The organism is Bacillus sp. NEAU-Y102 (genome assembly GCF_054788175.1).
The window spans coordinates 68,471-89,387 of sequence record NZ_JBTWFK010000011.1 but is presented as its reverse complement, the minus strand read 5'-3'; the positions used below and the strand labels follow the sequence as shown (position 1 = coordinate 89,387).

Annotated in this window: 20 protein-coding genes, 1 pseudogene and 1 other annotated feature; of the genes and pseudogenes, 12 read left to right on the top strand and 9 right to left on the bottom strand. The window is 36.3% G+C overall.

The features are described from left to right. Positions 1-132 precede the first annotated feature (132 nt). Positions 133-343: a binding site (T-box leader), on the top strand. A 138-nt stretch (positions 344-481) separates the two neighbouring features. Next, positions 482-1,585 carry a glutamate 5-kinase gene (proB, locus tag ACYFX0_RS24210; RefSeq protein ID WP_042598170.1) on the top strand — a complete coding sequence of 368 codons (1,104 nt, stop codon included), beginning with the start codon at positions 482-484 and terminating at the stop codon, positions 1,583-1,585. Positions 1,586-1,601: 16 nt separating this feature from the next. Further along, positions 1,602-2,849 carry a glutamate-5-semialdehyde dehydrogenase gene (locus ACYFX0_RS24205; RefSeq protein WP_044798023.1) on the top strand — a complete coding sequence of 416 codons (1,248 nt, stop codon included), beginning with the start codon at positions 1,602-1,604 and terminating at the stop codon, positions 2,847-2,849. A gap of 56 nt (positions 2,850-2,905) precedes the next feature. Here the strand turns inward: ACYFX0_RS24205 and ACYFX0_RS24200 are convergent, their stop codons facing one another. Beyond that, positions 2,906-4,099: a NupC/NupG family nucleoside CNT transporter gene (locus ACYFX0_RS24200; protein ID WP_106081966.1), complete on the bottom strand. Its 1,194-nt coding sequence runs from the start codon at positions 4,097-4,099 to the stop codon at positions 2,906-2,908. A 165-nt stretch (positions 4,100-4,264) separates the two neighbouring features. On the opposite strand from ACYFX0_RS24200, the gene ACYFX0_RS24195 reads away from it, so the two are divergent. The 5 genes and pseudogenes from ACYFX0_RS24195 to ACYFX0_RS24175 all read left to right on the top strand — a co-directional run bounded on the left by ACYFX0_RS24195 (position 4,265) and on the right by ACYFX0_RS24175 (position 7,541). Further along, positions 4,265-5,305 carry an ArsR/SmtB family transcription factor gene (locus tag ACYFX0_RS24195; protein WP_106081967.1) on the top strand — a complete coding sequence of 347 codons (1,041 nt, stop codon included), beginning with the start codon at positions 4,265-4,267 and terminating at the stop codon, positions 5,303-5,305. Between the two features lie 51 nt (positions 5,306-5,356). Then, on the top strand, positions 5,357-6,577 hold the full coding sequence (locus ACYFX0_RS24190; protein ID WP_000769169.1) for an MFS transporter: 1,221 nt from the start codon (positions 5,357-5,359) through the stop codon (positions 6,575-6,577). Between the two features lie 96 nt (positions 6,578-6,673). Further along, positions 6,674-7,000: a heme-degrading monooxygenase HmoA gene (hmoA, locus tag ACYFX0_RS24185; RefSeq protein WP_000469498.1), complete on the top strand. Its 327-nt coding sequence runs from the start codon at positions 6,674-6,676 to the stop codon at positions 6,998-7,000. 68 nt (positions 7,001-7,068) lie between these two features. Continuing rightward, a pseudogene (locus tag ACYFX0_RS24180) lies at positions 7,069-7,221 on the top strand (nucleotidyltransferase); the annotation flags it as partial. 2 nt (positions 7,222-7,223) lie between these two features. Beyond that, on the top strand, positions 7,224-7,541 hold the full coding sequence (locus ACYFX0_RS24175) for a VOC family protein (RefSeq protein WP_106081969.1): 318 nt from the start codon (positions 7,224-7,226) through the stop codon (positions 7,539-7,541). A 152-nt stretch (positions 7,542-7,693) separates the two neighbouring features. Here ACYFX0_RS24175 and ACYFX0_RS24170 read toward each other — a convergent pair whose 3' ends face one another. From ACYFX0_RS24170 to ACYFX0_RS24150, 5 genes are all read right to left on the bottom strand, one after another. Then, on the bottom strand, positions 7,694-8,299 hold the full coding sequence (locus ACYFX0_RS24170) for a hypothetical protein (protein WP_142326401.1): 606 nt from the start codon (positions 8,297-8,299) through the stop codon (positions 7,694-7,696). Positions 8,300-8,364: 65 nt separating this feature from the next. Next, on the bottom strand, positions 8,365-9,147 hold the full coding sequence (lsrF, locus tag ACYFX0_RS24165) for a 3-hydroxy-5-phosphonooxypentane-2,4-dione thiolase (RefSeq protein ID WP_098424619.1): 783 nt from the start codon (positions 9,145-9,147) through the stop codon (positions 8,365-8,367). Between the two features lie 6 nt (positions 9,148-9,153). Continuing rightward, positions 9,154-9,516 carry a cupin domain-containing protein gene (locus ACYFX0_RS24160; RefSeq protein WP_000909986.1) on the bottom strand — a complete coding sequence of 121 codons (363 nt, stop codon included), beginning with the start codon at positions 9,514-9,516 and terminating at the stop codon, positions 9,154-9,156. 26 nt (positions 9,517-9,542) lie between these two features. Continuing rightward, a complete protein-coding gene (lsrK, locus tag ACYFX0_RS24155; RefSeq protein WP_000105712.1) occupies positions 9,543-11,105 on the bottom strand; it encodes an autoinducer-2 kinase in 1,563 nt (520 codons plus the stop codon). After that, positions 11,105-12,055, bottom strand: a complete 951-nt coding sequence (locus tag ACYFX0_RS24150) for a sugar-binding transcriptional regulator (RefSeq protein ID WP_000677766.1) — start codon at positions 12,053-12,055, stop codon at positions 11,105-11,107. Before ACYFX0_RS24150 ends, lsrK begins: the two co-directional genes overlap by 1 nt. 179 nt (positions 12,056-12,234) lie before the next feature. Here ACYFX0_RS24150 and ACYFX0_RS24145 point away from each other — a divergent pair, with 179 nt between their 5' ends. From ACYFX0_RS24145 to lsrB, 4 genes are read left to right on the top strand one after another with little or no spacing between them, the layout of a single operon-like run. Next, the gene (locus ACYFX0_RS24145) at positions 12,235-13,716 is read left to right on the top strand and encodes a sugar ABC transporter ATP-binding protein (protein WP_106081971.1); all 1,482 of its coding nucleotides are present in this window, start codon (positions 12,235-12,237) and stop codon (positions 13,714-13,716) included. Beyond that, the gene (locus ACYFX0_RS24140; RefSeq protein WP_000827677.1) at positions 13,713-14,666 is read left to right on the top strand and encodes an ABC transporter permease subunit; all 954 of its coding nucleotides are present in this window, start codon (positions 13,713-13,715) and stop codon (positions 14,664-14,666) included. The genes ACYFX0_RS24145 and ACYFX0_RS24140 overlap by 4 nt, the downstream gene beginning before the upstream one ends. Beyond that, positions 14,663-15,652 carry an ABC transporter permease gene (locus tag ACYFX0_RS24135; protein WP_000873534.1) on the top strand — a complete coding sequence of 330 codons (990 nt, stop codon included), beginning with the start codon at positions 14,663-14,665 and terminating at the stop codon, positions 15,650-15,652. The genes ACYFX0_RS24140 and ACYFX0_RS24135 overlap by 4 nt, the downstream gene beginning before the upstream one ends. Further along, positions 15,649-16,692 (top strand): autoinducer 2 ABC transporter substrate-binding protein LsrB, encoded by a 1,044-nt coding sequence (gene lsrB / locus ACYFX0_RS24130; protein ID WP_000823653.1) that lies wholly within the window; start codon positions 15,649-15,651, stop codon positions 16,690-16,692. Before ACYFX0_RS24135 ends, lsrB begins: the two co-directional genes overlap by 4 nt. Positions 16,693-16,738: 46 nt before the next feature. Here the strand turns inward: lsrB and ACYFX0_RS24125 are convergent, their stop codons facing one another. Then, positions 16,739-18,241 (bottom strand): malate:quinone oxidoreductase, encoded by a 1,503-nt coding sequence (locus ACYFX0_RS24125; protein WP_000069147.1) that lies wholly within the window; start codon positions 18,239-18,241, stop codon positions 16,739-16,741. Between the two features lie 380 nt (positions 18,242-18,621). On the opposite strand from ACYFX0_RS24125, the gene ACYFX0_RS24120 reads away from it, so the two are divergent. Further along, positions 18,622-19,668, top strand: a complete 1,047-nt coding sequence (locus tag ACYFX0_RS24120) for a DUF2332 domain-containing protein (protein WP_042598033.1) — start codon at positions 18,622-18,624, stop codon at positions 19,666-19,668. A 133-nt stretch (positions 19,669-19,801) separates the two neighbouring features. On the opposite strand, the gene ACYFX0_RS24115 is transcribed toward ACYFX0_RS24120, so the two are convergent. Both ACYFX0_RS24115 and ACYFX0_RS24110 read right to left on the bottom strand, forming a co-directional pair. Continuing rightward, positions 19,802-20,152: a hypothetical protein gene (locus tag ACYFX0_RS24115; protein ID WP_025117865.1), complete on the bottom strand. Its 351-nt coding sequence runs from the start codon at positions 20,150-20,152 to the stop codon at positions 19,802-19,804. 121 nt (positions 20,153-20,273) lie between these two features. Then, positions 20,274-20,756: a hypothetical protein gene (locus ACYFX0_RS24110; protein ID WP_097826165.1), complete on the bottom strand. Its 483-nt coding sequence runs from the start codon at positions 20,754-20,756 to the stop codon at positions 20,274-20,276. Positions 20,757-20,917 lie beyond the last annotated feature (161 nt).

Sequence of the window (20,917 nt, the reverse complement as noted above, 5' to 3'; positions counted from 1 at the left end):
AAACTTATATCAATTTGTATTTTCATTCAGTAGGGCAATAATTTCATACAAGTAACTTGTGGCTCTATTTATTTTTTAAGATACCTCTTGACACCGAATCGAACTATATCGCATAATATAAAAAAATTAGATCGAAAATCGTTGAAGGGAATTAGTACATATGTCTTCTTGCGAAAGAGAGTGGAATTCACCGGCTGAAAGATTCCTCGTATAGAATGTATCGAACCTATCCCTGAGTCTTAAATGAAAGTTTAGGCGTTCGCCTGCGTTATAGGCACCAAGTGGATATCTATGTATATCAATTAAGGTGGTACCGCGGAACAATGACCGTTTCGTCCTTTTTATTTTATTAAGGGCGAAGCGGTCATTTTTATTTTGCTCTTAAATAATTCAGTGCAGCATTGATGAGAATAGATATAGTTGCAAAGTGAATGAAGTGTAAATTATAAAAACTTTGATTTTAGACTTGGGGGATAAAAAAGTGAAAAAACAACGAATTGTTGTAAAGATTGGAAGTAGTTCCTTGGCAGATAGTCATGGAGGCATCTCTACAGAACAGCTTTCAGATCACGTTGCCGCATTGGCTCGGTTGAAAGCTGATGGGCACGAGGTTGTGTTAATTACATCTGGAGCCGTCGCTGCAGGTTTTTCAGCGCTAGGATATCCTAGCAGACCTGTAACGATTAAAGGGAAACAGGCTGCAGCAGCTGTCGGACAAAGTTTGTTAATGCAGGCGTACACGGAGGAATTCCGTAAATATGGCATCGTTACTGCGCAACTTTTGTTGACGAGAAGTGATTTTTCTAGAAAAGAACAGTATAGTAATGCTTACGCTACGTTAGGAGAATTATTAAACCGTTCCGCTCTTCCAATTATTAATGAAAATGATTCCATCTCTTTAGAGGAGCTGACGTTCGGTGATAATGATATGCTGTCAGCTTTAGTAAGCGGGCTTGTTTCGGCGGATATGCTTATGATCTTTACAGATGTGAACGGGTTATATGACAAAAATCCTCAGAAAAATGCGGATGCAAAAAAATATTATTTTCTTCCTGAAGTTACGGAAGAAATTTCTTCTCTTGCAGGAGATGCTGGCTCAAAACTTGGGACTGGCGGTATGAAATCAAAAATCGATGCTGCAAAGACAGCACTCTCTCTTGGTGTGAGTGTATTTATCGGAACGGGACGTGGACAGGAAAAGTTTGTAGATGTTTTGAAGGGTAAGGGTGATGGAACGTATGTCGGTAATGCTCCTCAAAAAGAAATGAAGATGAACAAGCAATGGATTGCCTTGCATTCGCTTGTTAGCGGACAAATTGAAGTAGATGCTGGGGCAGCTACTGCCATCATTCAGCATGGTAAGAGTTTACTTCCAGCTGGTGTTACGAATGTATCAGGATTTTTCCAAGTGGGTGAAGTTGTAGAGGTTGTAACGCAACAAGGGCGCGTAATAGGAAAAGGACAATGCACATATAGTGCAGAGGAACTAAGAGATGTAAAAGGTATGCAAAGCCAAGATATTCAAGTAAGAGGCGAGAGACATAGTTATGAAGTCATCCATAGGGATTATTGGGTTTCACTTTAAAAAGGAGGAAATAAAAATGAATGAAGTGTTGGCAAAGGGGATAAAAGCAAAAGAGGTTGTTAGGGAACTTGTACTAAAATCTACAAATCAAAAAAACGAAGCACTTGCTGCAATTGCTAATCAGTTGATAGTAGAAACAGCTTATATTTTAGAAGAAAACAAACGGGATATTGAAGAAGGTAAGGAGAAAGGATTTTCTGATTCACTCCTTGATCGCCTTTTGCTGAATGAACAGCGAATTGTTGATATGACAGAGGGTATTAAGCAGTTAATTGAATTACGTGATCCTATTGGAGAATGTGTAAGTGCATGGGAACGACCAAATGGACTATCTATTCAGGAGATGCGCGTACCACTTGGTGTTGTCGGAATGATTTATGAGGCAAGACCGAATGTAACTGTTGATGCTGCTACAATTTGTTTAAAAACAGGAAACGCAGTAATACTACGTGGTAGTTCTTCTGCTATCCATTCTAACAAAGCCATCGTTAGCGTTATTCACCGGGCGCTTAAGCAAACTAGCTTGCCTTCAGAAAGTGTACAGCTCATAGAAGATACAACGAGAGATAGTGCAAAACAGCTGTTTACATTGAATGAGTACTTGGATGTTCTTATTCCAAGAGGTGGCAAACAATTAATCGATACTGTTGTGAGAGAAGCGTCTGTTCCAGTACTTGAAACAGGTGCGGGAAATTGTCATATATTCATTGATGAAACAGCGGATAAACAAATGGCATTTAATATTATTATAAATGCAAAAACACAGCGTCCATCTGTATGTAATGCGATTGAAACGATTGTTCTTCATGAGAAGTGGGCAGAGCAATATGGTAGCGAGTTGTTTTCTTCTTTGAAGGAAAGAGGAGTAGAGCTACGCGGTGATAATAAAGCAGTGGCGATTGATACTTCTATCTTACTTGCGACAGAAGAAGACTGGGAAACAGAGTTTTTATCTCTCACACTAGCAGTGAAAGTGGTTTCCACTGTTGAAGAAGCGATTCATCATATAAATACGTATGGATCTATGCATTCTGAAGCGATTATTACTGAAAACGAGGAAAACGTCAGCAAGTTTTTTACTTCTGTAGATGCCGCGGCACTTTATCATAATGCATCGACTCGTTTTACAGATGGATCCGAATTTGGATTCGGAGCGGAAATTGGTATCAGTACGCAAAAATTACACGTAAGAGGACCAATGGGGCTTCCAGCATTAACTTCCACAAAATATGTAATTCGTGGAAATGGACAAATTCGGAGCTAAGAATAACAAAAGACATCCAATTTAATTGAGATGTCTTTTGTTAGTATAATATCCATTTACCATACAAAAAGCCCTACAAGCATAGCGCTTAATAAAGAAACAGCCATCCCGCTAACAAGAAGCTTCCAAACATTTTTACCGATGACTGATGATTTTTCCCCGCCAAATAATGAATTGTAAGTTCCGTAAATCATACCTACTGTACTAAAGTTAGCAAAAGAAGCTAGAAATGTTGTTGCAACCGCAACCGTATGCGGTTGTAGCGACTTTAAGTTTGATTTTAAATCCATCATAGCAACAAATTCATTCGTCGTAATTTTTATTCCCATTAATTCAGCTACATACATAGCATCTTTGCCGGATAAACCGAGTAAAAATGCAAAAGGACTAAAGATAATGGAGAAGATTTTTTGAATTGTTAACCCCGTTACAAAAAAGCCTAAAATCCCATTTAAACATGCTGTTAAAGCTACATACCCAATTACCATGGCTAAAATAACGATAACCATATTCATTCCAACTAACATACTGTTTGAAATAGTAGAAAAGAAATCCTTTTTTTCATGCTTTGAAGGTGTATATACGACATCATCTTCTTTCGTAACTTCCACAGGATTTAATACATTGGCTAAAATTAATGCATTAATACAGTTTAAAGGGATTGCACTGAAAATATATGTAGCTGGTACCATTGATAAATAAGCGCCAAGAATGGATCCGCTAACGCTACTCATACTCATAATTCCAAAAGTCAACAAACGATTTTCTTTTAAAACAGATAATTGATCACGAACAACTGCAAGTGCTTCAGTGTTTCCTAAAAACATCATTTGAATGGAAAAGAAACTTTCTAACTTTGGTAAACGAGAAATCTTTGAAATAACCGCACCTACTTTATCAATAATCCAAGTTAAGATTCCGAAATACGAAAGAATATCGAAAAAAGTAATAACAAAGATGATAGGCAGTAATGCACTAAAGAAGAAATCAATGTGTGGACTGTCCATAGCGGAAGGAAATGCAAATCGAATACCTTCGTTCGCGCATGCCAGTAGCCAACTGAAAAATGACGCAATTTTATTAATGATAATACTGCCGAGCTTCGTGCCTAACATAAACCACGTAATAAAAAGCTCCAATATGATGAGAATTACAATTGGTCTCCATTTTATATGGTTTTTGTTAGGTGAACATAAGAAAACAATTAATATGACAACGAAAATCCCTAACATATTCAATATGAAATACATGTCAACCACTCCTTGAGCTTTATTATTTGTATATAAAAAAGCTCTTATTCTTCTTAATTTAGAATGAATGTGGTTTAATTTATATTTTTATAAATTCTAAAAATATAGAAGGTAAAATTCGATAAAAATAGAATTTAATACATAGCAAACAAGGAGGGGATAAAAATGGAGGTCTATCACATAACGAGTAGAAAGAGGGAAACATACAACGTTCAGGTGAAATATTCGATACTTTTCGAATGTGCACTTGGCATTGCAGCAATTACTCATAAAAGGTTAATTGATACACTTGAAAAGACTGAAAGTGAATGGGAAGGAATTAGACAATCATTAACAAATGAGATGAGAGAACACTTACAGTTTGTAGAAGAACATAATACGTGGAAAGCATTGCTTCAGTTATTGTATGAAGAGGATTTTCAGGACTTATCGCAGTTTAATTTTAAAATTGATTCACTTTCAGAAGAAGATTTGAAATTTATATGTTTACCGTTTTTAGGAGAGAAATATGAAGAGAAAAGACGTTTAGCTGCAACGGGAGTTGTATGTGCAATACACGAACTAAAGGAACTAACAGATGATCATCAGTTTTTTTCTACTTATATTAGCTTTATATGTGATGTAGATGTACAAGTGCTGAAATCTCATTTAATCGCTGTTATGACAGGTTGGTATGAGAGTGTAATTAAGAAAGAGGAGGAAGTACTTTCTATATTAAAACGAGATTATGAAGCAAAAAATGAAATGAATAAAAAGATGAAGCCGGAAGAGTTTGTAGAGTGGGCGACTGGCGGAGTGAACTATATGCCAGAGCCAAGTATTCATCACGTACTTCTTATTCCGCAAATGACGTACAGACCGTGGAATATTGAAGCAGATATTGATGATACGAAAGTATTTCATTACCCAGTTGCGAATGAAAGTATCCATCCTGAAGATCCGTATGAACCGAATTATTTTTTAGTTCAAAAACATAAGGCTCTTGGGGATGAAGCGAGATTGCGAATTGTAAAAATGTTGTTTGAAAAAGAACGTACATTACAGGAAATAACGGAAAGATTGCAGCTTGGTAAATCGACAGTACACCATCATTTGAAATTGTTACGTGCAGCGAAGTTAGTTGATATACATGACGGAAAGTATGTATTAAGGAAGAAAGCAGTACAGTCGTTAGCAAAAGAATTAGAAGCATTTTTAAATAGATAATATGCAACGAGAATGTACATAAAGGGAGGAATATAAAAGAAAAGTTGGTGTGTGAAATTGAAAAATATATTGAAAAATCGTTCGTTCTTTTTTATGTGGATTGGGAGTGCAATCTCAGAATTAGGAGGGGCTTTCGGAACGTTATGTAATTCAATTCTAGTATATGAGTTAACAGGATCGGAAATGGCTTTAAGTAGTATGTGGCTATTATATTTCATCCCATCACTCATACTGCAATTAATAAGTGGCCCATTTATTGATAAATGGAGCCGGAAGTGGATTATGATTTTTTCACAATGGATACGAGCGTCCGTATTCTTATTACCTTTGATGATGCTAGTTTCGGGTAGTATAGAAGTTTGGCACATTTATGTTGTTCAAATTGTAGTGGGACTTATTACACCTCTTTATACACCTGCGAGTCAGGCGATTACACCGAGCATTGTAAGTCAAGAACAACTTCAAGACGCAAATGCGTACATTGATGGAATGACTCGCCTTATGATGTTTCTTGCGCCAGTATTAGGTGGAGTAGTAATTCATTACATTGGAACAGAATTTACATTATCTTTTGTATGTATTTGTCTATTTGTTAGTGGTGCTTTCTTACTTTATATAAAAGAAAAGAGAACTACAACAGATATAAGAAAAACGTGGCTAGAACAATTTCTTCAAGGTTTTACATATTTTTTTACAAAACCAATCATCGTTTGGCTCGGTATATTTCTTACTTTCGTGCAGTTTGGAGTAGGGGTAACGATGGTTACAAATCTTCCTTATATAAAAGACGAGCTGTCAGCGGGATATGCAGAGTACGGCTATTTCATGGCAGGTTTTCCACTTGGCTACGTAATTGGCTCAGTATTAGTCGGAAAAGTAACATATAAAAGCCGGCGTATACTTATGCTTGGAGGATTGTTTATAGGGGGGCTCACATACATTTCATTAGGGTTCAATCATAGTATTATCATTGCAATAATAATTGAAGTAATAGCAGGGATTTGTATTGCATTTTTTAATGTTCATAACACAACAATATGCCAACAAACTGTGCCTAATAATATGATAGGACAAATATTTTCAGTGCGTTTATTTTTCATACGATCCGCTATGCCGTTAGGTGTGTTAGTAGGGGGGATATTGAGTGAAATGTGGGGAGTAAGAGCGCTATATGTAATCATCGGTGCAATTATATGTGTCACCTCTTTAATAGGAATGTTACTTCCGTATTTCAAATTTTTAGATGAGGCGATAGAAAAGAAATCAGCATAATTCAAAAAATTAAAACTTTACAATTGAAAATAATTATCATAATCAATTATAATAGAAGTATACTAGTATTCGTATTACAAAGAGGGAGTGGGATATATGTTTATCGAAACGAAAACATTTACAGTAAAAGAAGGTACATCAAATATAGTTGTAGAACGTTTCACTGGAGAAGGTATTATTGAAAAATTTGAAGGCTTCATCGATTTAAGTGTTCTCGTGAAAAAAGTAAGACGCGGCGACGAAGAAGTTGTCGTAATGATTCGCTGGGAATCTGAAGAAGCATGGAAAAACTGGGAAACAAGTGAAGAACACTTAGCTGGACATAGAGCGGGCCGTGGTAAACCAAAACCAGATCATATTATTAATGTGGATCATGCGGTTTATTATGTGAAATCATCTAAATCGGCTTATCAACAGTCGTAATATACAAGCAGAGGATACATGTTGTAAAAGCAAACATGTATCCTCTTTTTTATTACTGGGGGATGGGAATGATAGAAAAACTTGCATTCATTACATATGAACAACATAAAAAATTAGTGCAAACAATAGTAGCTGAAATCTTATCTATGGATACGGTAAATGGATGTATGCTGATCGGATCTGTCTCAAGAGGTGATGCATATCCTGATTCGGATTTAGACTTATCTTTGAAACATTTTTTGATTTTCAATTTTTGGAGCAAAAAGGGAAAGCGCTTGTAGTGATGAGTGATGAGAGTGGATTTATACTTGTACTAAGTGATCCAAAAGCATTTAAGGGAAATAAGGAAGTTACGTATCCGGAAGCTTTTCATATTGGTTTTTTAGTGGATACACCAAGTGAAGTGGATCAAGCATATAATCGCTTAGTAGCCGGCGGTATTGAAATAGACAAGGAACCTTATTCGATGCGAGGGAGTAGTTATGGTTTTTATTTTACAGTATTTAATGACTTATTAATTGAAGTGTCTTGTCTTGATTAGAGAGAAGGTAAGAAAGTTTCAAAGCTTAATAGTAATCATCAAGAATAATCGTTTGAAGGTGTATATATAGCCCCTTATCCAGTTTGGAAAGGGGCTTGCTTATTTTATTACCTTATTTATCTTACTATTTGTGGATTGATTAAAGTCTCACCTTATTTGTCTATCTGAATTTCAAATTCAAGCACAGCTTGATCTTTCCTAAACGGCATACTGAGTTCTTTAAATCGAAAGCTTATTCCAGACAAATTATCAGGAAGGACAGGAGATACAACGAATTGATGATTCATATGTCCATCAGTGCCGCCACCACCTTCTGACCAGCAATCGTATGTATCATCTATTGATAATTGGAAGAAACTATGAGGCTTATTTTCAATAAAAGCTTCATCCGTGGAATCCCAATCGCTATATAAATAAACTACACTAGCATTTGCATATTGCCGAATAAAAGTTACAGTATACATGACTCCATTATGTTCATAAGTTTTAAAAACAGGTACATGTTTTTTGAAGTCAGTTGGTTCAACGCGAGGTTTAAATTCTTCTTCATCCATCATGGAAGAGAATAATGAGTTTAGATAGTCTGGATAAAATTCGTATTGCTTTGCCCATTTATAAATCGCTTCATCATGTGGAAAACCTGGGTCACCACTTGAAAGTTCTTTTCGTTCTTTTAATAGGGCGCAAATTTTTTCATCAATAGAGTATAAGCGTTCATCGTAATGATCGGTAGGGCGTTCGAAAGTCATTCTTCGCATAATCATTCCTCCTTTACTTTATTTTAACAAAAAAGACAGACTAATAAATAGTCTGTCTTTTTACATTAATTCTTCACATCATCATAAAGTTCAAGCGCCTCTTTCACATTTAATCTATTCTTCACAATACCATGTATTGCTTGAATCATCGCAGCTGGGTGCTCGGATTGCCATATGTTACGTCCCATGTCTACTCCAATGGCGCCTTCTTGCAGTGCATTGTACGTAATGTTTAATGCGTCTGCAATTGAATCTAGTTTTGGGCCGCCCGCGATGACGACTGGGGCAGGGCATGTGCTCGTTATTTTTTCGAATCCTTCGCAGTAATACGTTTTAATAATATCAGCACCCATTTCAACACATACGCGGGAAGCGAGTGCTAGAAAGCGGGCTTCACGTTTTTGTAATTCCTTTGCGACTGCGGTAATTCCGAGTACTGGCAGGCCGTAATCGTGAGCTTCAGAGACTACGTTTGCGAGATTCGAAACAGTTTGTGTTTCATAGTCTGATCCGACAAAAACAGAGACGCCAACGCCAATTGCGTTTTGCTTCACTGCTTCTTTTACAGGTGTAACAATTGTTTCATTCGCTAAATCTTTACCAACGACAGTAGCTCCGCCAGATACACGCATAACCATCGGTGTACTGCAGTTTTCAGGAATACAGGAGCTAAGTACACCGCGCGTTAAAAAGAGGGAGTCTGTATAAGGAAGTAAGTTTTTTACTGTTTCAAGTGGTTGTTCTAGCCCGTGAATTGGTCCTAAGAAATAACCGTGATCTATGGCTAACATAACCGCTCTACCATCAGGTAAAATTGTATTTAATCGATTTTTAAATCCCCAAGTCATTTGAAATCACTCCTTCGTTAATGTTGGATTTTCCGTTTGTACAGTATCTTTATTTGGTAAATGTGGTGACTTTATAAAAACAGCTTTAAAAGGTTTGTCAGAATGGTTAATTAAATAGTGAGATTCATGAGGGCGAACTTGCAGGACATCACCTTGTTTAATCGGAACTCTTTCGTTATTTACATAGAAGTCTATTTCGCCTTCTAACGCATAAAAAACTTCTTCACACGTTGTATGGTAATGATTTTGAAACTCTTGCCCAGGCTGAATGACAACAAGACCTAGATCAATATTGGGGCCTTGTATTAAATATTTGGGCCCGTTATCACCGAAGCGATAGGAGAAATCATTTTCATTCGCTTTTAACATACAGTTCACTCCTTTATGTAAATGAGTTACAGTGCACCTGGCGCAATCCACATATGTGTTGTAAGTCCTTTATCAGCTAAAGTGAGCTGACTGTTATACACGGTTTTCCATGTTTCATAGAATTCCTTGTATAGCTCGTGATTTTCCGTGATTGGTTCAAATGTATTTTCCCACTGTAAAAATTGTTCGGCAGCCTCTTCCATAGATGTATATATTCCAGCGCCAACTCCAGCAGCAATCGCAGTTCCTAAAGCAGCTGCTTCTTTCACAACTGGTACTTTTACAGGAATGCCGAGTACGTCTGATAGAATTTGTGGCCATAGTTTCCCTTTAGCGGCACCGCCAGCAAAAACAACTTCAGAAGGGAATGTATCAGTAAGATTTTCAATTAGTTTTAAGTTTCCAAGTGTAACGAAGGCCGCATTTTCTTCAATAGCACGGAACAGTTCCTTTTTTCCGCATTTGTCAGCGTCTAAACTTAAATTTAAGAATGAAGGTGCGGCATGACGCCAAGAAATGTAGTTCATAACGTTTGAAAAAGTAGGGATAATACCATATGAACCGACAGGTACGTCTTTCGCTTGTTCTTCTAACAATTCATAAGCGTCTACACCGAGTTTTTCAGCGAGCTTTTTTTCTTCTTGGCAAAAAGCGTCTCGAAACCAGCGCATAACAAGACCAGGGAAAAAAGCGATTGTTTCATATTGCCATAGATTCGAAATGACATGGCAATTTACACGAATCGCAGCATATGGATCTGTAATTGGTTCTGTAATATTTACTTCTTGTTGCCAAAAGCTGCCTCCGCATATTAATGTTTGATTTGGTTTCACGACTCCAGTTCCGAGTGATGCCATTTGAGCATCTCCGCCGCCAGCGACGACAGGAATTCCTGCCAGTAATCCAGTTAATGCTGCACACTCTTTTGTAACGTTTCCGATTACTGTACCAGCCTCATTTACTTTTGGTGAAAATGGCAAAGTTATACCACACTCTTTAGCGACATCGTTATCCCAATTTCTATTTTGTAAATCAAAGATTCCAGACGTACAACCGTTGGAAGGGTCGATTTGCAGTACATCGCTTAATTTATACAAAATCCAATCGTTTAACATCGTAAAGGAGTGGATATTACAATAGATTTCTGGTTCATGTTTTTTAATCCAAAGTAGACGTGGTAAAGCACCTAATGAAAAAGTTTGCCCAGATTTTCTGTATAAATCTTCTTCAAGATGTGAGCGGATTTCTTTTAGCTCACTAACTTCAGCGGATGCACGGCCATCAACATTTGCACATGCCCATATTTCTTGCCCATTTTTATCATATAAAACAAAACCTTCTCGCATACTTGTAGCGCTAATAGCTTGAATAGAAGAAGGAAGTATATTACTTTTTTGTAGAACTTCTTTCGTACACTGTTGTACGAGTTGCCAGTTTGCTTTTACATCAAAATTCATAGAACCGGGGTAACGAGGATCAGTTTTATGAACCCATTCTTTTTGGCTTACTGCAATTTGATTGCCTTGTAAATCAAAAAGAACAGCTCGAATGCTTCCTGTACCAGCATCGAAAGCTAATAAAGTAGACATTAAGAATCACCTTCCTTTCTTAATAAGGAGAGCGCAGTTTCTTCATCAGTAATTAATGTATGAATAAATTTCCCTTTTAAAGCCCCATAAATGGCATCTATCTTTTGAGTACCTCCAGCCACACCAATGACATGCTTCATACTGCGAAGAATCGTAAGTGGTGTGCCAATTAGACGATTATGATGCGAGAGCTCTAATAAATCACCATTCGTATTATAAAACTGTCCTAAAATATCGCCCGCCCCGTTTTGACTTCGAATATATGTCATTTCACGTAGCGTTAATTTTTCTTCTTTTACAATCGTAGCGTCTTGAGATAACCCGCCAATACCGACAACTGCCGTATGTGCAAGTGAAGCGACATGAAGCATATCTTTCACGCTTGGTTCTGATAAAATACTTTGTGCCATTTCAGTAGAAGATGCTAGAAAAGGAGTAGGAATAATATGAAGATCACCTTGCATGTAGTGTAAATAGTTTTGTTTTCTTGGGAGATAGTGGTTTACTCCGCCTGTTAGCGTTACGAATGAAAGATTAATAGAACTTTCAAAATGAATGTTTTCTAGCATTTTACTTATTGTTTCACCCCAGCCGATGCCGAGTAAATCACCTTGTTGGAGATGAGTCTCTAAATATTGTGCAGCGGCTTTTCCGAGAGAAGCGTGATAATTGTCTATTGGAGTAGGGATAATGAAAGCATCTTTTAAGTGGAATTTTTTCATTAGGTCACGCTCAATACTTAAACAGTGTAAACCAGTTCCTTTTACGTGAAATGTAACGATACCTTCACTGCGTGCCTTATCTAATAACCGGACAACTTTATTTCTTGAAATGTGAAGAAGTGAAGCAATTTCCTGTTGTGTTAATTGGTCTTTATAATAGTACCAAGCTACTTTAGTTAATAAATTCTCTTCAAAGTTCAGCTGTGTCATACTCTTCATCCCTTTCAACAATTGACCACTCCTTAAACATATGTGCCACATATTTTGTTTATTCCAGTTGAAACGATTAATTGTACGTAGAAAAAAGTGTTCTAGATATAAAAAAAGGAATATACAATGCTACAAAACAAGTAGAACAAATAATCATTTTCTCAAAAAATGTTCTGGATAAAGGCAGGTGACATCATGTGGAGAACGTACCTTTATTACAAATAAAGAAAATGAGTAAGGCGTTTTTAAATCAACTTGTATTAAAAGAAGTGAACTTACAAGTAGAGCGTGGAGATATATACGCTTTAGTGGGGGGAAATGGCGCCGGGAAATCAACATTAATGAAAATATTAACGGGGTTATATTCGTATGATGATGGAGAGATGTATGTAAAAGGAATGAAGCAACAGTTTTCAAATCCGTCAGAAGCACATAGAAAAGGTATTTATTTAATACCGCAAGAACCACTCATTTTTCCGCATATGACTATTGAAGAAAATATATGTATCGGGTTAAAAGAAAAGAAAAAGAAACTAAGAGTACAGATTCAGCAATTGATTAACAGTCTAGGGTGGGATATTGACCTTTATGAGTTAGGAGCATCATTATCCATTGCGCAGCAACAGTTAGTAGAAATCATTAGAGGATTAATACGAGACGCTGAGATTCTTATTTTAGATGAGCCAACATCGACGTTAACAACTCATGAAATCAAGAGTCTTTTTGTGCTGATGAAAAGTTTGCAAGAAAAAGGAATTGGAATGATATACATTACACATCGTTTTCCGGAAATCTTTGAAATCTCCAATAAAGTAGCGATATTACGTGATGGAACAATCGCGAGTCAAGGGGATATATGTGACTATACATATGACACGCTGATGGAGGGGCTATTGCCAAAAGGATATAAACAGGAAGAAAAAAGAGAAATAGTTCAAGAGACAGAAAGAACGAAAAAAGTATTAGAAGTAGCGAATGTGACTAGTCACATATTCGAGAATATATCATTCACTGTACATGCTGGAGAGATTGTGGGGATTGCTGGCATTGTTGGATCAGGTAGAACGGAATTAGCGGAAGCAATATTTGGATTGGAAGCTATAAAATCAGGCTCTATTTTATTAGAAGGAAAACTAATTGATACATGTCCTTTGCATAAAAGATTAAGCGAAGGGCTCGTTTATGTGCCGGAAGATAGGGCGAGGAATGGAATTTTCTCCATTGTATCTGTCAAAGAAAATATTACTGCAGCATGTTTACAGCAAAATAATCGCTTTTTTATTAACCGAGAAAAAGAAAACGCTTTAGTAAAGTCGTTTATAGAAAAGTTCCGAATTGTTGTACCAAGTATGAATGAAGAACTTACATCTTTATCGGGAGGTAATCAGCAAAAAGTCGTGCTTGCGAAATATCTTGCATGTAATCCCAAAATCATTATTCTTGATGAACCAACTCGCGGAATTGATGCAAAAGCAAGGCTTGAAGTGTATGAAACGATAGAAAAAATGAAAAGAGAAGGACTCGCCATATTATTCATTTCTTCAGATGTTGAGGAAATCGTCCAATTAGCTAACCGTGTATACGTCATGCGAAATGGTCAATTTGTTTCTCATTTGGAGAAAGAAAAAATAAATGTAGAAGAAGTTACACGTCTTGCATACGGAGGTGTAACGGAATGAAACGCATGTATAAAATGCACGAAACGTCTATCATACTGTTACTACTAATTTATATAGCCATGGTCGGGATAATAAATCCTAGTTTTGTTCAGTTTAACTCGTTATCGTTAATGATGAAATCAAGCGTTATTTTAGTCGTTCTAGCAATTGGCCAATCGTTCGTTTTATTTACGAAAAATATAGACGTATCAGTTGGCTCAATTATGGGATTAAGCGCGGCAGTTTGCGGGATGTTATTAACGAACGGATATAGTGCAGTCTTGTCGATACTTGCTGCTATAATGCTTGGTGCTATTATCGGTTTCATAAACGGGATTGGAGTTGCAAAGTTTCGGGTACCAGCCATTATTATGACATTAGGGATGTTAGGAATTGTTAGAGGTGCAATGTTAATCTTCACAGGCGGGAAGTGGATTGAAGATACTCCAAATAATTTTAAGAAACTTTCATCTATCGTCATACTTGGTCTGCCGATAATTGTATGGGGTGTTCTTATTATTTTATTACTACTATACTTCTTTTTAAGGAAGGTACCATACGGAAGATACTTCTATGCGGTAGGTGACAATGAAGATGGTGCGAGGCTCATTGGGATACCTGTTAATAAAGTAAAGATAAATGCGTTTATTATATCGGGCATAAGTGCGGCAATCGCTGGTTGCATATTTGTTATGAATATCGGGTTCGTTCCAAATCAAACTGGTACAGGAATAGAACTACAGGTGATCGCAGCTGCTGTGCTAGGAGGAATTCATCTAAAAGGAGGAACCGGTTCTATATTTGGAGCCGCATTAGGAGCATTATTTTTAGAAGCAATAAGCAGTTCACTCGTCTTTTTAAAAATACCAGCATTTTGGAATAATGCTATTTCGGGTTTTTTACTATTACTTATTATCATACTAGATAGTGTCATGAAGAAGTGGAAAGTAGAGAGGAGGATGAATCTATGAAGTATTTTTACAGATGGGAAGGTGTTCTAATCGTATTACTTCTTATAGAATTCATTCTCTTTAGTTTTATAAATCGTGATTTTTTAAATATTAGTAATCTCCTTTTTAGTACAAATGATTTTCTGTTTATAGCAATCGCAGCGATTCCAATGACTTTCGTTATTGTAACAGGAGGAATTGACGTATCTGTAGGATCTATTATGGGGCTAACTTCGATTTTAATTGGTGTACTTTGGATGAATGGGATTCATATTTTATTAGCAGTAATAATGGCACTTATAGTCAGTTGCTTAGCAGGAGCTTTAAATGGATTCATTATAAAAATGACAGATGTAGAACCACTAGTTGTTACACTCGGAACGATGTTTTTATATGGAGGAATTGCACTCGTCATTTCAGGAGGGGCGGGTGCTTCTGGATATGAAGGGATAAGTGGTTTACCTGATGCTTATGTACAACTAGCAAATGGTAGTTTTATAGGAATACCTAACTTATTATGGCTTCTTATCGCATTAACAATTGTATGCACGATTTTGTTTCACCGAACGATATATGGACGCCACGTACAATTAACAGGAGCGAACGAAAATACAGCAAAATACACCGGGATTCAGACGAAGAAAGTAGTAATCATTGCTTACATACTTTCTGGGTTAGGAGGTGGATTAGGGGGTGCTTTCTTAACTGCATATTTCGGTTCCGCACGTGCTGATATGGGAAGTGAAACAATATTACCGATCATTACAGCAGTCGTATTAGGTGGGACACTTATTACAGGGGGAAAAGGTAGTATTTTCGGTACAGTACTGGCAAGTATTTTTATAGGCCTTATGCAATATGGCCTACAAATGACAGGTTTAACAAATGAACAATCAAATGTAGTAATAGGTATTATCCTTATTCTTTCAGTTATTATGAGACATTTCAAATTACATCAATTCTTAGCAGGGAAAAGACGGAATTTGCATAAGGGGGAAATGTCATGAAGAGAAAACTAGGGATTGTATTGATCGTATGTATTTGTTTAATTGGTTTAATCGCTTGTTCCAGTCAAACGGCAGATAAGAAAAAAGCAGATGATGTGAAATTTGCATTTATCCCGAAATTAACTGGAGTTGGCTTCTTTACATCGGGCGGTGAAGGAGCAAAGGAGATGGGAGATAAGCTAGGCGTACAAGTGAAATATGATGGGCCGTCTGAAGCGAGTGTATCAGGGCAAGTAAAGTATATAAATAATTTCATTAATCAAAACTATGATGCACTTATGGTTTCCTCTACATCAGTTGATGGTTTATCGCAATCACTGCAGCGTGCTAAGAAAAAAGGAATGACTGTCTTAACGTGGGATTCTGATGTGAATCCGAAAGACCGTTCTTTTTATATAAGTCAAGGGACACCAGACCAACTTGCTAACTTATTAATTGAAATGACTTCCAAGCAAATTGGAGATAAAGGAAAAGTAGCTTTCTTTTATTCTAGTCCAACAGTAACGGATCAAAACCAATGGGTAACGAAAGCGAAAGAAATTATTAAAAAGAAATATCCGAACTGGGAAATTGTAACGACGCAGTACGGTGAAAATAATGCGCAAAAATCGTTATCAGTAGGGGAGAACATATTAAAAACGTATCCAGATATTAATGCAGTCATTTGCCCGGATGCAACGGCACTACCAGCGATGGCACAAGCAGCTGAAAACTTGAAAATGGATAAAAAAGTTGTTGTAACTGGCTTCTCTACACCAAACGTTATGCGTGATTACGTAAAACGAGGAACAGTACAACAATTTGGATTATGGGATGTAAAACAACAAGGTGCACTCGCAACGTATGTAGCAAATGAAATAGTAGTAAAAGGGAAGAAGTTAAAAGTAGGGGATAGTTTTGAAGTAAAAGGAATCGGAAAAGTGAAAGTAGAGCCAAACTCCATCCAAGGTTATGATTATGAGGCAGAAGGAAATGGAATTATTGTATTGCCAGAGCGGGTTGTATTTACGAAAGAGAATATTGATAAATATAATTTCTAGTAACGAAAAAACGTCCGAATATATCGGACGTTTTTTTATTTCTTCATTAGTTATGAACTGTTTCTTTTTCATTTAATCCAAGCGTACGACCTGTAGAAGTGTGTAGGTCTTGGAACAACCTTGGATTTTCAGTTAGTGAAATGCCATATGAAGGAATCATTTCTTTTATTTTTTCTTCCCATTCTACCATGCGGCTTGGGAAACATTTTTCTAATACTTCAAGCATGACGTGAACAGCAGTAGAAGCACCTGGTGATGCGCCTAGTAATGCGGCGATTGAGCCGTCAGCTGCACTTACTACTTCTGTACCAAATTGAAGTGTTCCTTTACCGCCAGCATCAGTATCTTTAATTACTTGTACACGTTGTCCAGCAACTACAATATCCCAATCTTCACTTTTCGCGTTCGGAATGAATTCGCGTAATTCTTCCATGCGTTTTTCGTGCGATAACATAACTTGCTGAATTAAGTATTTTGTAAGTCCCATTTCTTTTACACCAGCAGCTAACATCGTTAAGACGTTATTCGGTTTTACAGAACCGATTAAGTCAAGATTTGAGCCAGTTTTTAAGAATTTAGGTGAGAACCCTGCGAATGGTCCGAATAATAAAGCTTTTTTATTATCTATATATCTCGTATCAAGGTGAGGTACAGACATTGGCGGAGCGCCAACTTTAGCTTTACCGTATACTTTCGCATGATGTTGCTCTACAACTTTTTGGTTTTTACATACCATAAATAGTCCACTTACTGGGAATCCACCGATATGCTTTGATTCAGGGATACCAGTCTTTTGAAGTAGAGGTAGACTACCGCCACCACCGCCAATAAAGACGAATTTAGCAGTATGATGCTCAATTTTACCACTATTCATATCGTGTACTTTCACTTCCCACAAACCATTTTTCGTGCGCTTAATATTTTCAACACTATGCTTGTAGTTTAGCTCGACATTTTTCGTTTTTAAGTAATCAAACAACATACGTGTTAATGCACCGAAGTTAACATCTGTTCCAGAGTCAATCTTCGTTGCCGCCATCGGTTCATTAGATGTACGGCCTTCCATAATGAGTGGAAGCCATTTTTTTAATGTTTCAGGAGCGTCGGAAAATTCCATTCCTTGAAACAGTGGATTTTTTGAAAGCGCTTCAAAACGGTTTTTTAGAAACTCAACATTTTTTTCCCCTTGTACTAAACTCATATGAGGTAGTGGCATAATAAAATCTTGTGGATTACGAATTAATTTGCTTTTTACAAGATATGCCCAAAATTGTCTTGAAAGCTGGAATTGCTCATTCACTTTTACAGCCTTACCAATATCTATAGATCCGTCAGATTTTTCGGAAGTATAGTTCAGTTCGCATAGCGCAGAATGCCCTGTACCTGCATTATTCCATTCGTTAGAGCTTTCTTCCCCGGCACTTGCGAGTTTTTCAAAAACTTTAATTTCCCATTCAGGTGCTAATTCTTTTAGTAATGAGCCTAACGTTGCACTCATAATTCCTGCACCAATTAAGATAACGTCTGTTTTTTGCTGCATGTTGCTCATGATAATCTCTCCATCCCCTATATTGGCAAAAAAGTGTAGGTGTTTTCTATGTCTAAGCCGTAAAAGAGAAACACCGCCTAGGCCCCACCTAGGTGTATACCTTTTTTGTCTCAATTATATAACCATCTCATACTCTATTATAATAATTAATAGACTAAAATATCTAGTGTTATCTGATAATTTTAAACTATTTAACGTTTTATTCGCTAAAAATCTTATTTAACAAGCTCTTTTAAGGTGGTAAATAGAAAAAAATTACAGTTTGAAATTATCTCGAAAAAGCTTACGTATCCTTAAGTGACTAAATCGAGTACCTTTTTATGGGATTATTCTTTCTGTAATGGTAAGATTATTCTGAAAAATAAAAAGGAGGGACTCTAATGTGTACAAAAGAACAAATTTCAAACTTATTTCGAAACTTTTCAATAAAGGAATGTAAAGGGTCAAGTGATTTATATGAATATTTATCAATGAAAATTGCTGAAGATGAGGAAGTACTTACACTATCGTCCTATGCTCAGGTAGGTCAACCAGTCCCAAACTTACTATTAGGTGCAGTACATTATTTATTGCTAGCAGGGAAAGAACATCATTTAAAAACGTATTATAGTAGTTTAGTTGAAAATGCTGATACAAATTTAGATAAAGCTTTTAATCATTTTAAAGATTTCTGTAAAGAGTACCGAGAAGAAATCATTACTTTGTTACAAACGAAACTCGTTCAAACAAATGAAGTAAGACGGTGCGCATACTTATACCCAAGTTTCTGCTACATATTTAACAAAGTGAAGAAGCCGTTAGCGTTAATTGAAATTGGGACAAGTTCTGGGTTGCAACTGTTCTGGGACCAATATAGTTATTCGTACGGGACGGATGAAATGTACGGAAATATAAATTCAAATGTGCATGTAACTTCTGAAATAAGAGGGGAGAATGTACCGCATTTTCTAAAAGAAAGCCCATCTGTCGTAGAAAGAATCGGACTGGACTTACATGTGAATGATTTACATAATGAGGAAGATTATTTATGGTTACGTGCTTTAATTTGGCCAGAACATAAAGAAAGGCTTGAGATGTTTGATCAAGCTGCATCTTTAGTGAAAAATGAATCTGTCCAATTCATAGAAGGAGACGGTGTAGAGCTATTATCATCTATTATTGAACAAATAAGTGAAGAAGCTGTTATTTGTATTTTCCATACACACGTTGCAAATCAAATACCAGAACAAGTAAAACATAAGTTAGAAAAACAAATACAAGAAATTGGCGCAAAACGTGATGTATTCCACCTTTATAACAACATGTGGGATCGTGACCTTCATATTGATTATTATATTAACGGAAACGAATATCGTGAAACGGTTGGAGAAACAGAAGGGCATGGGAAATGGTTTAGCTGGAAGATTGGAAATGAGACGCCTATTTAGATTAATAGGGGCGCCCTCACTTGTAAAAGGTGGGGCCATAGGCTCAATCATGGACTAAATGGTTAAGGAATAAATTTATTAGTAACATACAAAAAATGCTTCGGAGAAATCCTAAGCATTTTTTGTATTACATTTAAACCCCATAATGGATCATGTACTTCTGTTCTGCTGTAGCTTGTTCAATTTTTGAAGCTAACTCAATCAGCTCATCAGAATTTTTGAAGAACTTTGAAGATGTAACTGTTTCATAGAATATTGCTAATGATTCAGGCGGGATAATTGTAATACCGTAATAAGCTAAACCGTATTCCTGATTTTTGACTGTATGAAAGTAGGTTTTCATAATTGATAAATTTCGATTTAAGCTACTGATAATATCATCATCAACAGAAATACAATGATATTTCTCTGGTGTATAATCTTCGTAATTTTTTTGAGAAGTAAAATCGTCAATTATTCCAAAATCATGGACACATGCCATCATTATCATCCTTTCAATTTTAATAAAGTGAGTTCTATTAAAGTAAAATGGTCATTCGTTTAAGTTTAATAGAAATAGTTATGTAGTTCATAAAATATCTTCGGTTCTTCTTCGTGAAGACAGTTTATTTATCGATAAACTCATCGGGAGCCCAAGTGGCGATTTCATTCCCAGGTACAGCGACTACAAGCCATTGCTCACATAGAACACCAGATTGCCAACATTCATAATAATCATGAAAACCATTTACAAAAATAATTTGTCCACTCTCTAATGTAATAATTAAATGAGGGCTTTCTAAGCCGAGTCGTATAGCGGTAACTTTTTGTCTTCTTATCTTAAATATCCTTTCATATTCTTCTTCCTCAGAATAAACTTCAAATTCATCTTCATTTAATGGGTATCTTTTTTGAGGTTTATTAAATAAACACCATTTGGATTCGATATTGATATATAATTGTCCGTCATAATCAACTGAGTCGTGAAAGTTTGTGAAATGAATCTTTATAGCGGCTGGAGAAATACCAAATTGTAATCCATCAACTTGTGATCCGATGAATAGATTTTTTAACACTTTTTCAGCGTAAATTTTATCCTCTTGATTCATTCTTGAAATCCTCCTTTTCTTAAAAATATACCTTATATTTTTATTGTAATAAATAAATTTTCATGTAAAATGAACCTTTTGTGAAAAACGAGCGAATATAGTGTGAAAGATCACGAGAGGGGAACGAAACTTTGGATGAAGTACAATTAAAAGAATGGCTA

What these genes read in the sequence shown, in the direction of transcription:
- ACYFX0_RS24205 (WP_044798023.1), top strand. Translation starts at nt 1,602, where the DNA reads ATGAATGAAGTGTTGGCAAAGGGGATAAAAGCAAAAGAGGTTGTTAGG.
- ACYFX0_RS24200 (WP_106081966.1), bottom strand. Translation starts at nt 4,099, where the DNA reads ATGTATTTCATATTGAATATGTTAGGGATTTTCGTTGTCATATTAATT.
- ACYFX0_RS24195 (WP_106081967.1), top strand. Translation starts at nt 4,265, where the DNA reads ATGGAGGTCTATCACATAACGAGTAGAAAGAGGGAAACATACAACGTT.
- hmoA (WP_000469498.1), top strand. Translation starts at nt 6,674, where the DNA reads ATGTTTATCGAAACGAAAACATTTACAGTAAAAGAAGGTACATCAAAT.
- ACYFX0_RS24170 (WP_142326401.1), bottom strand. Translation starts at nt 8,299, where the DNA reads ATGCGAAGAATGACTTTCGAACGCCCTACCGATCATTACGATGAACGC.
- lsrF (WP_098424619.1), bottom strand. Translation starts at nt 9,147, where the DNA reads ATGACTTGGGGATTTAAAAATCGATTAAATACAATTTTACCTGATGGT.
- ACYFX0_RS24160 (WP_000909986.1), bottom strand. Translation starts at nt 9,516, where the DNA reads ATGTTAAAAGCGAATGAAAATGATTTCTCCTATCGCTTCGGTGATAAC.
- lsrK (WP_000105712.1), bottom strand. Translation starts at nt 11,105, where the DNA reads ATGTCTACTTTATTAGCTTTCGATGCTGGTACAGGAAGCATTCGAGCT.
- ACYFX0_RS24140 (WP_000827677.1), top strand. Translation starts at nt 13,713, where the DNA reads ATGAAACGCATGTATAAAATGCACGAAACGTCTATCATACTGTTACTA.
- ACYFX0_RS24135 (WP_000873534.1), top strand. Translation starts at nt 14,663, where the DNA reads ATGAAGTATTTTTACAGATGGGAAGGTGTTCTAATCGTATTACTTCTT.
- lsrB (WP_000823653.1), top strand. Translation starts at nt 15,649, where the DNA reads ATGAAGAGAAAACTAGGGATTGTATTGATCGTATGTATTTGTTTAATT.
- ACYFX0_RS24125 (WP_000069147.1), bottom strand. Translation starts at nt 18,241, where the DNA reads ATGAGCAACATGCAGCAAAAAACAGACGTTATCTTAATTGGTGCAGGA.
- ACYFX0_RS24120 (WP_042598033.1), top strand. Translation starts at nt 18,622, where the DNA reads ATGTGTACAAAAGAACAAATTTCAAACTTATTTCGAAACTTTTCAATA.
- ACYFX0_RS24115 (WP_025117865.1), bottom strand. Translation starts at nt 20,152, where the DNA reads ATGATGGCATGTGTCCATGATTTTGGAATAATTGACGATTTTACTTCT.
- ACYFX0_RS24110 (WP_097826165.1), bottom strand. Translation starts at nt 20,756, where the DNA reads ATGAATCAAGAGGATAAAATTTACGCTGAAAAAGTGTTAAAAAATCTA.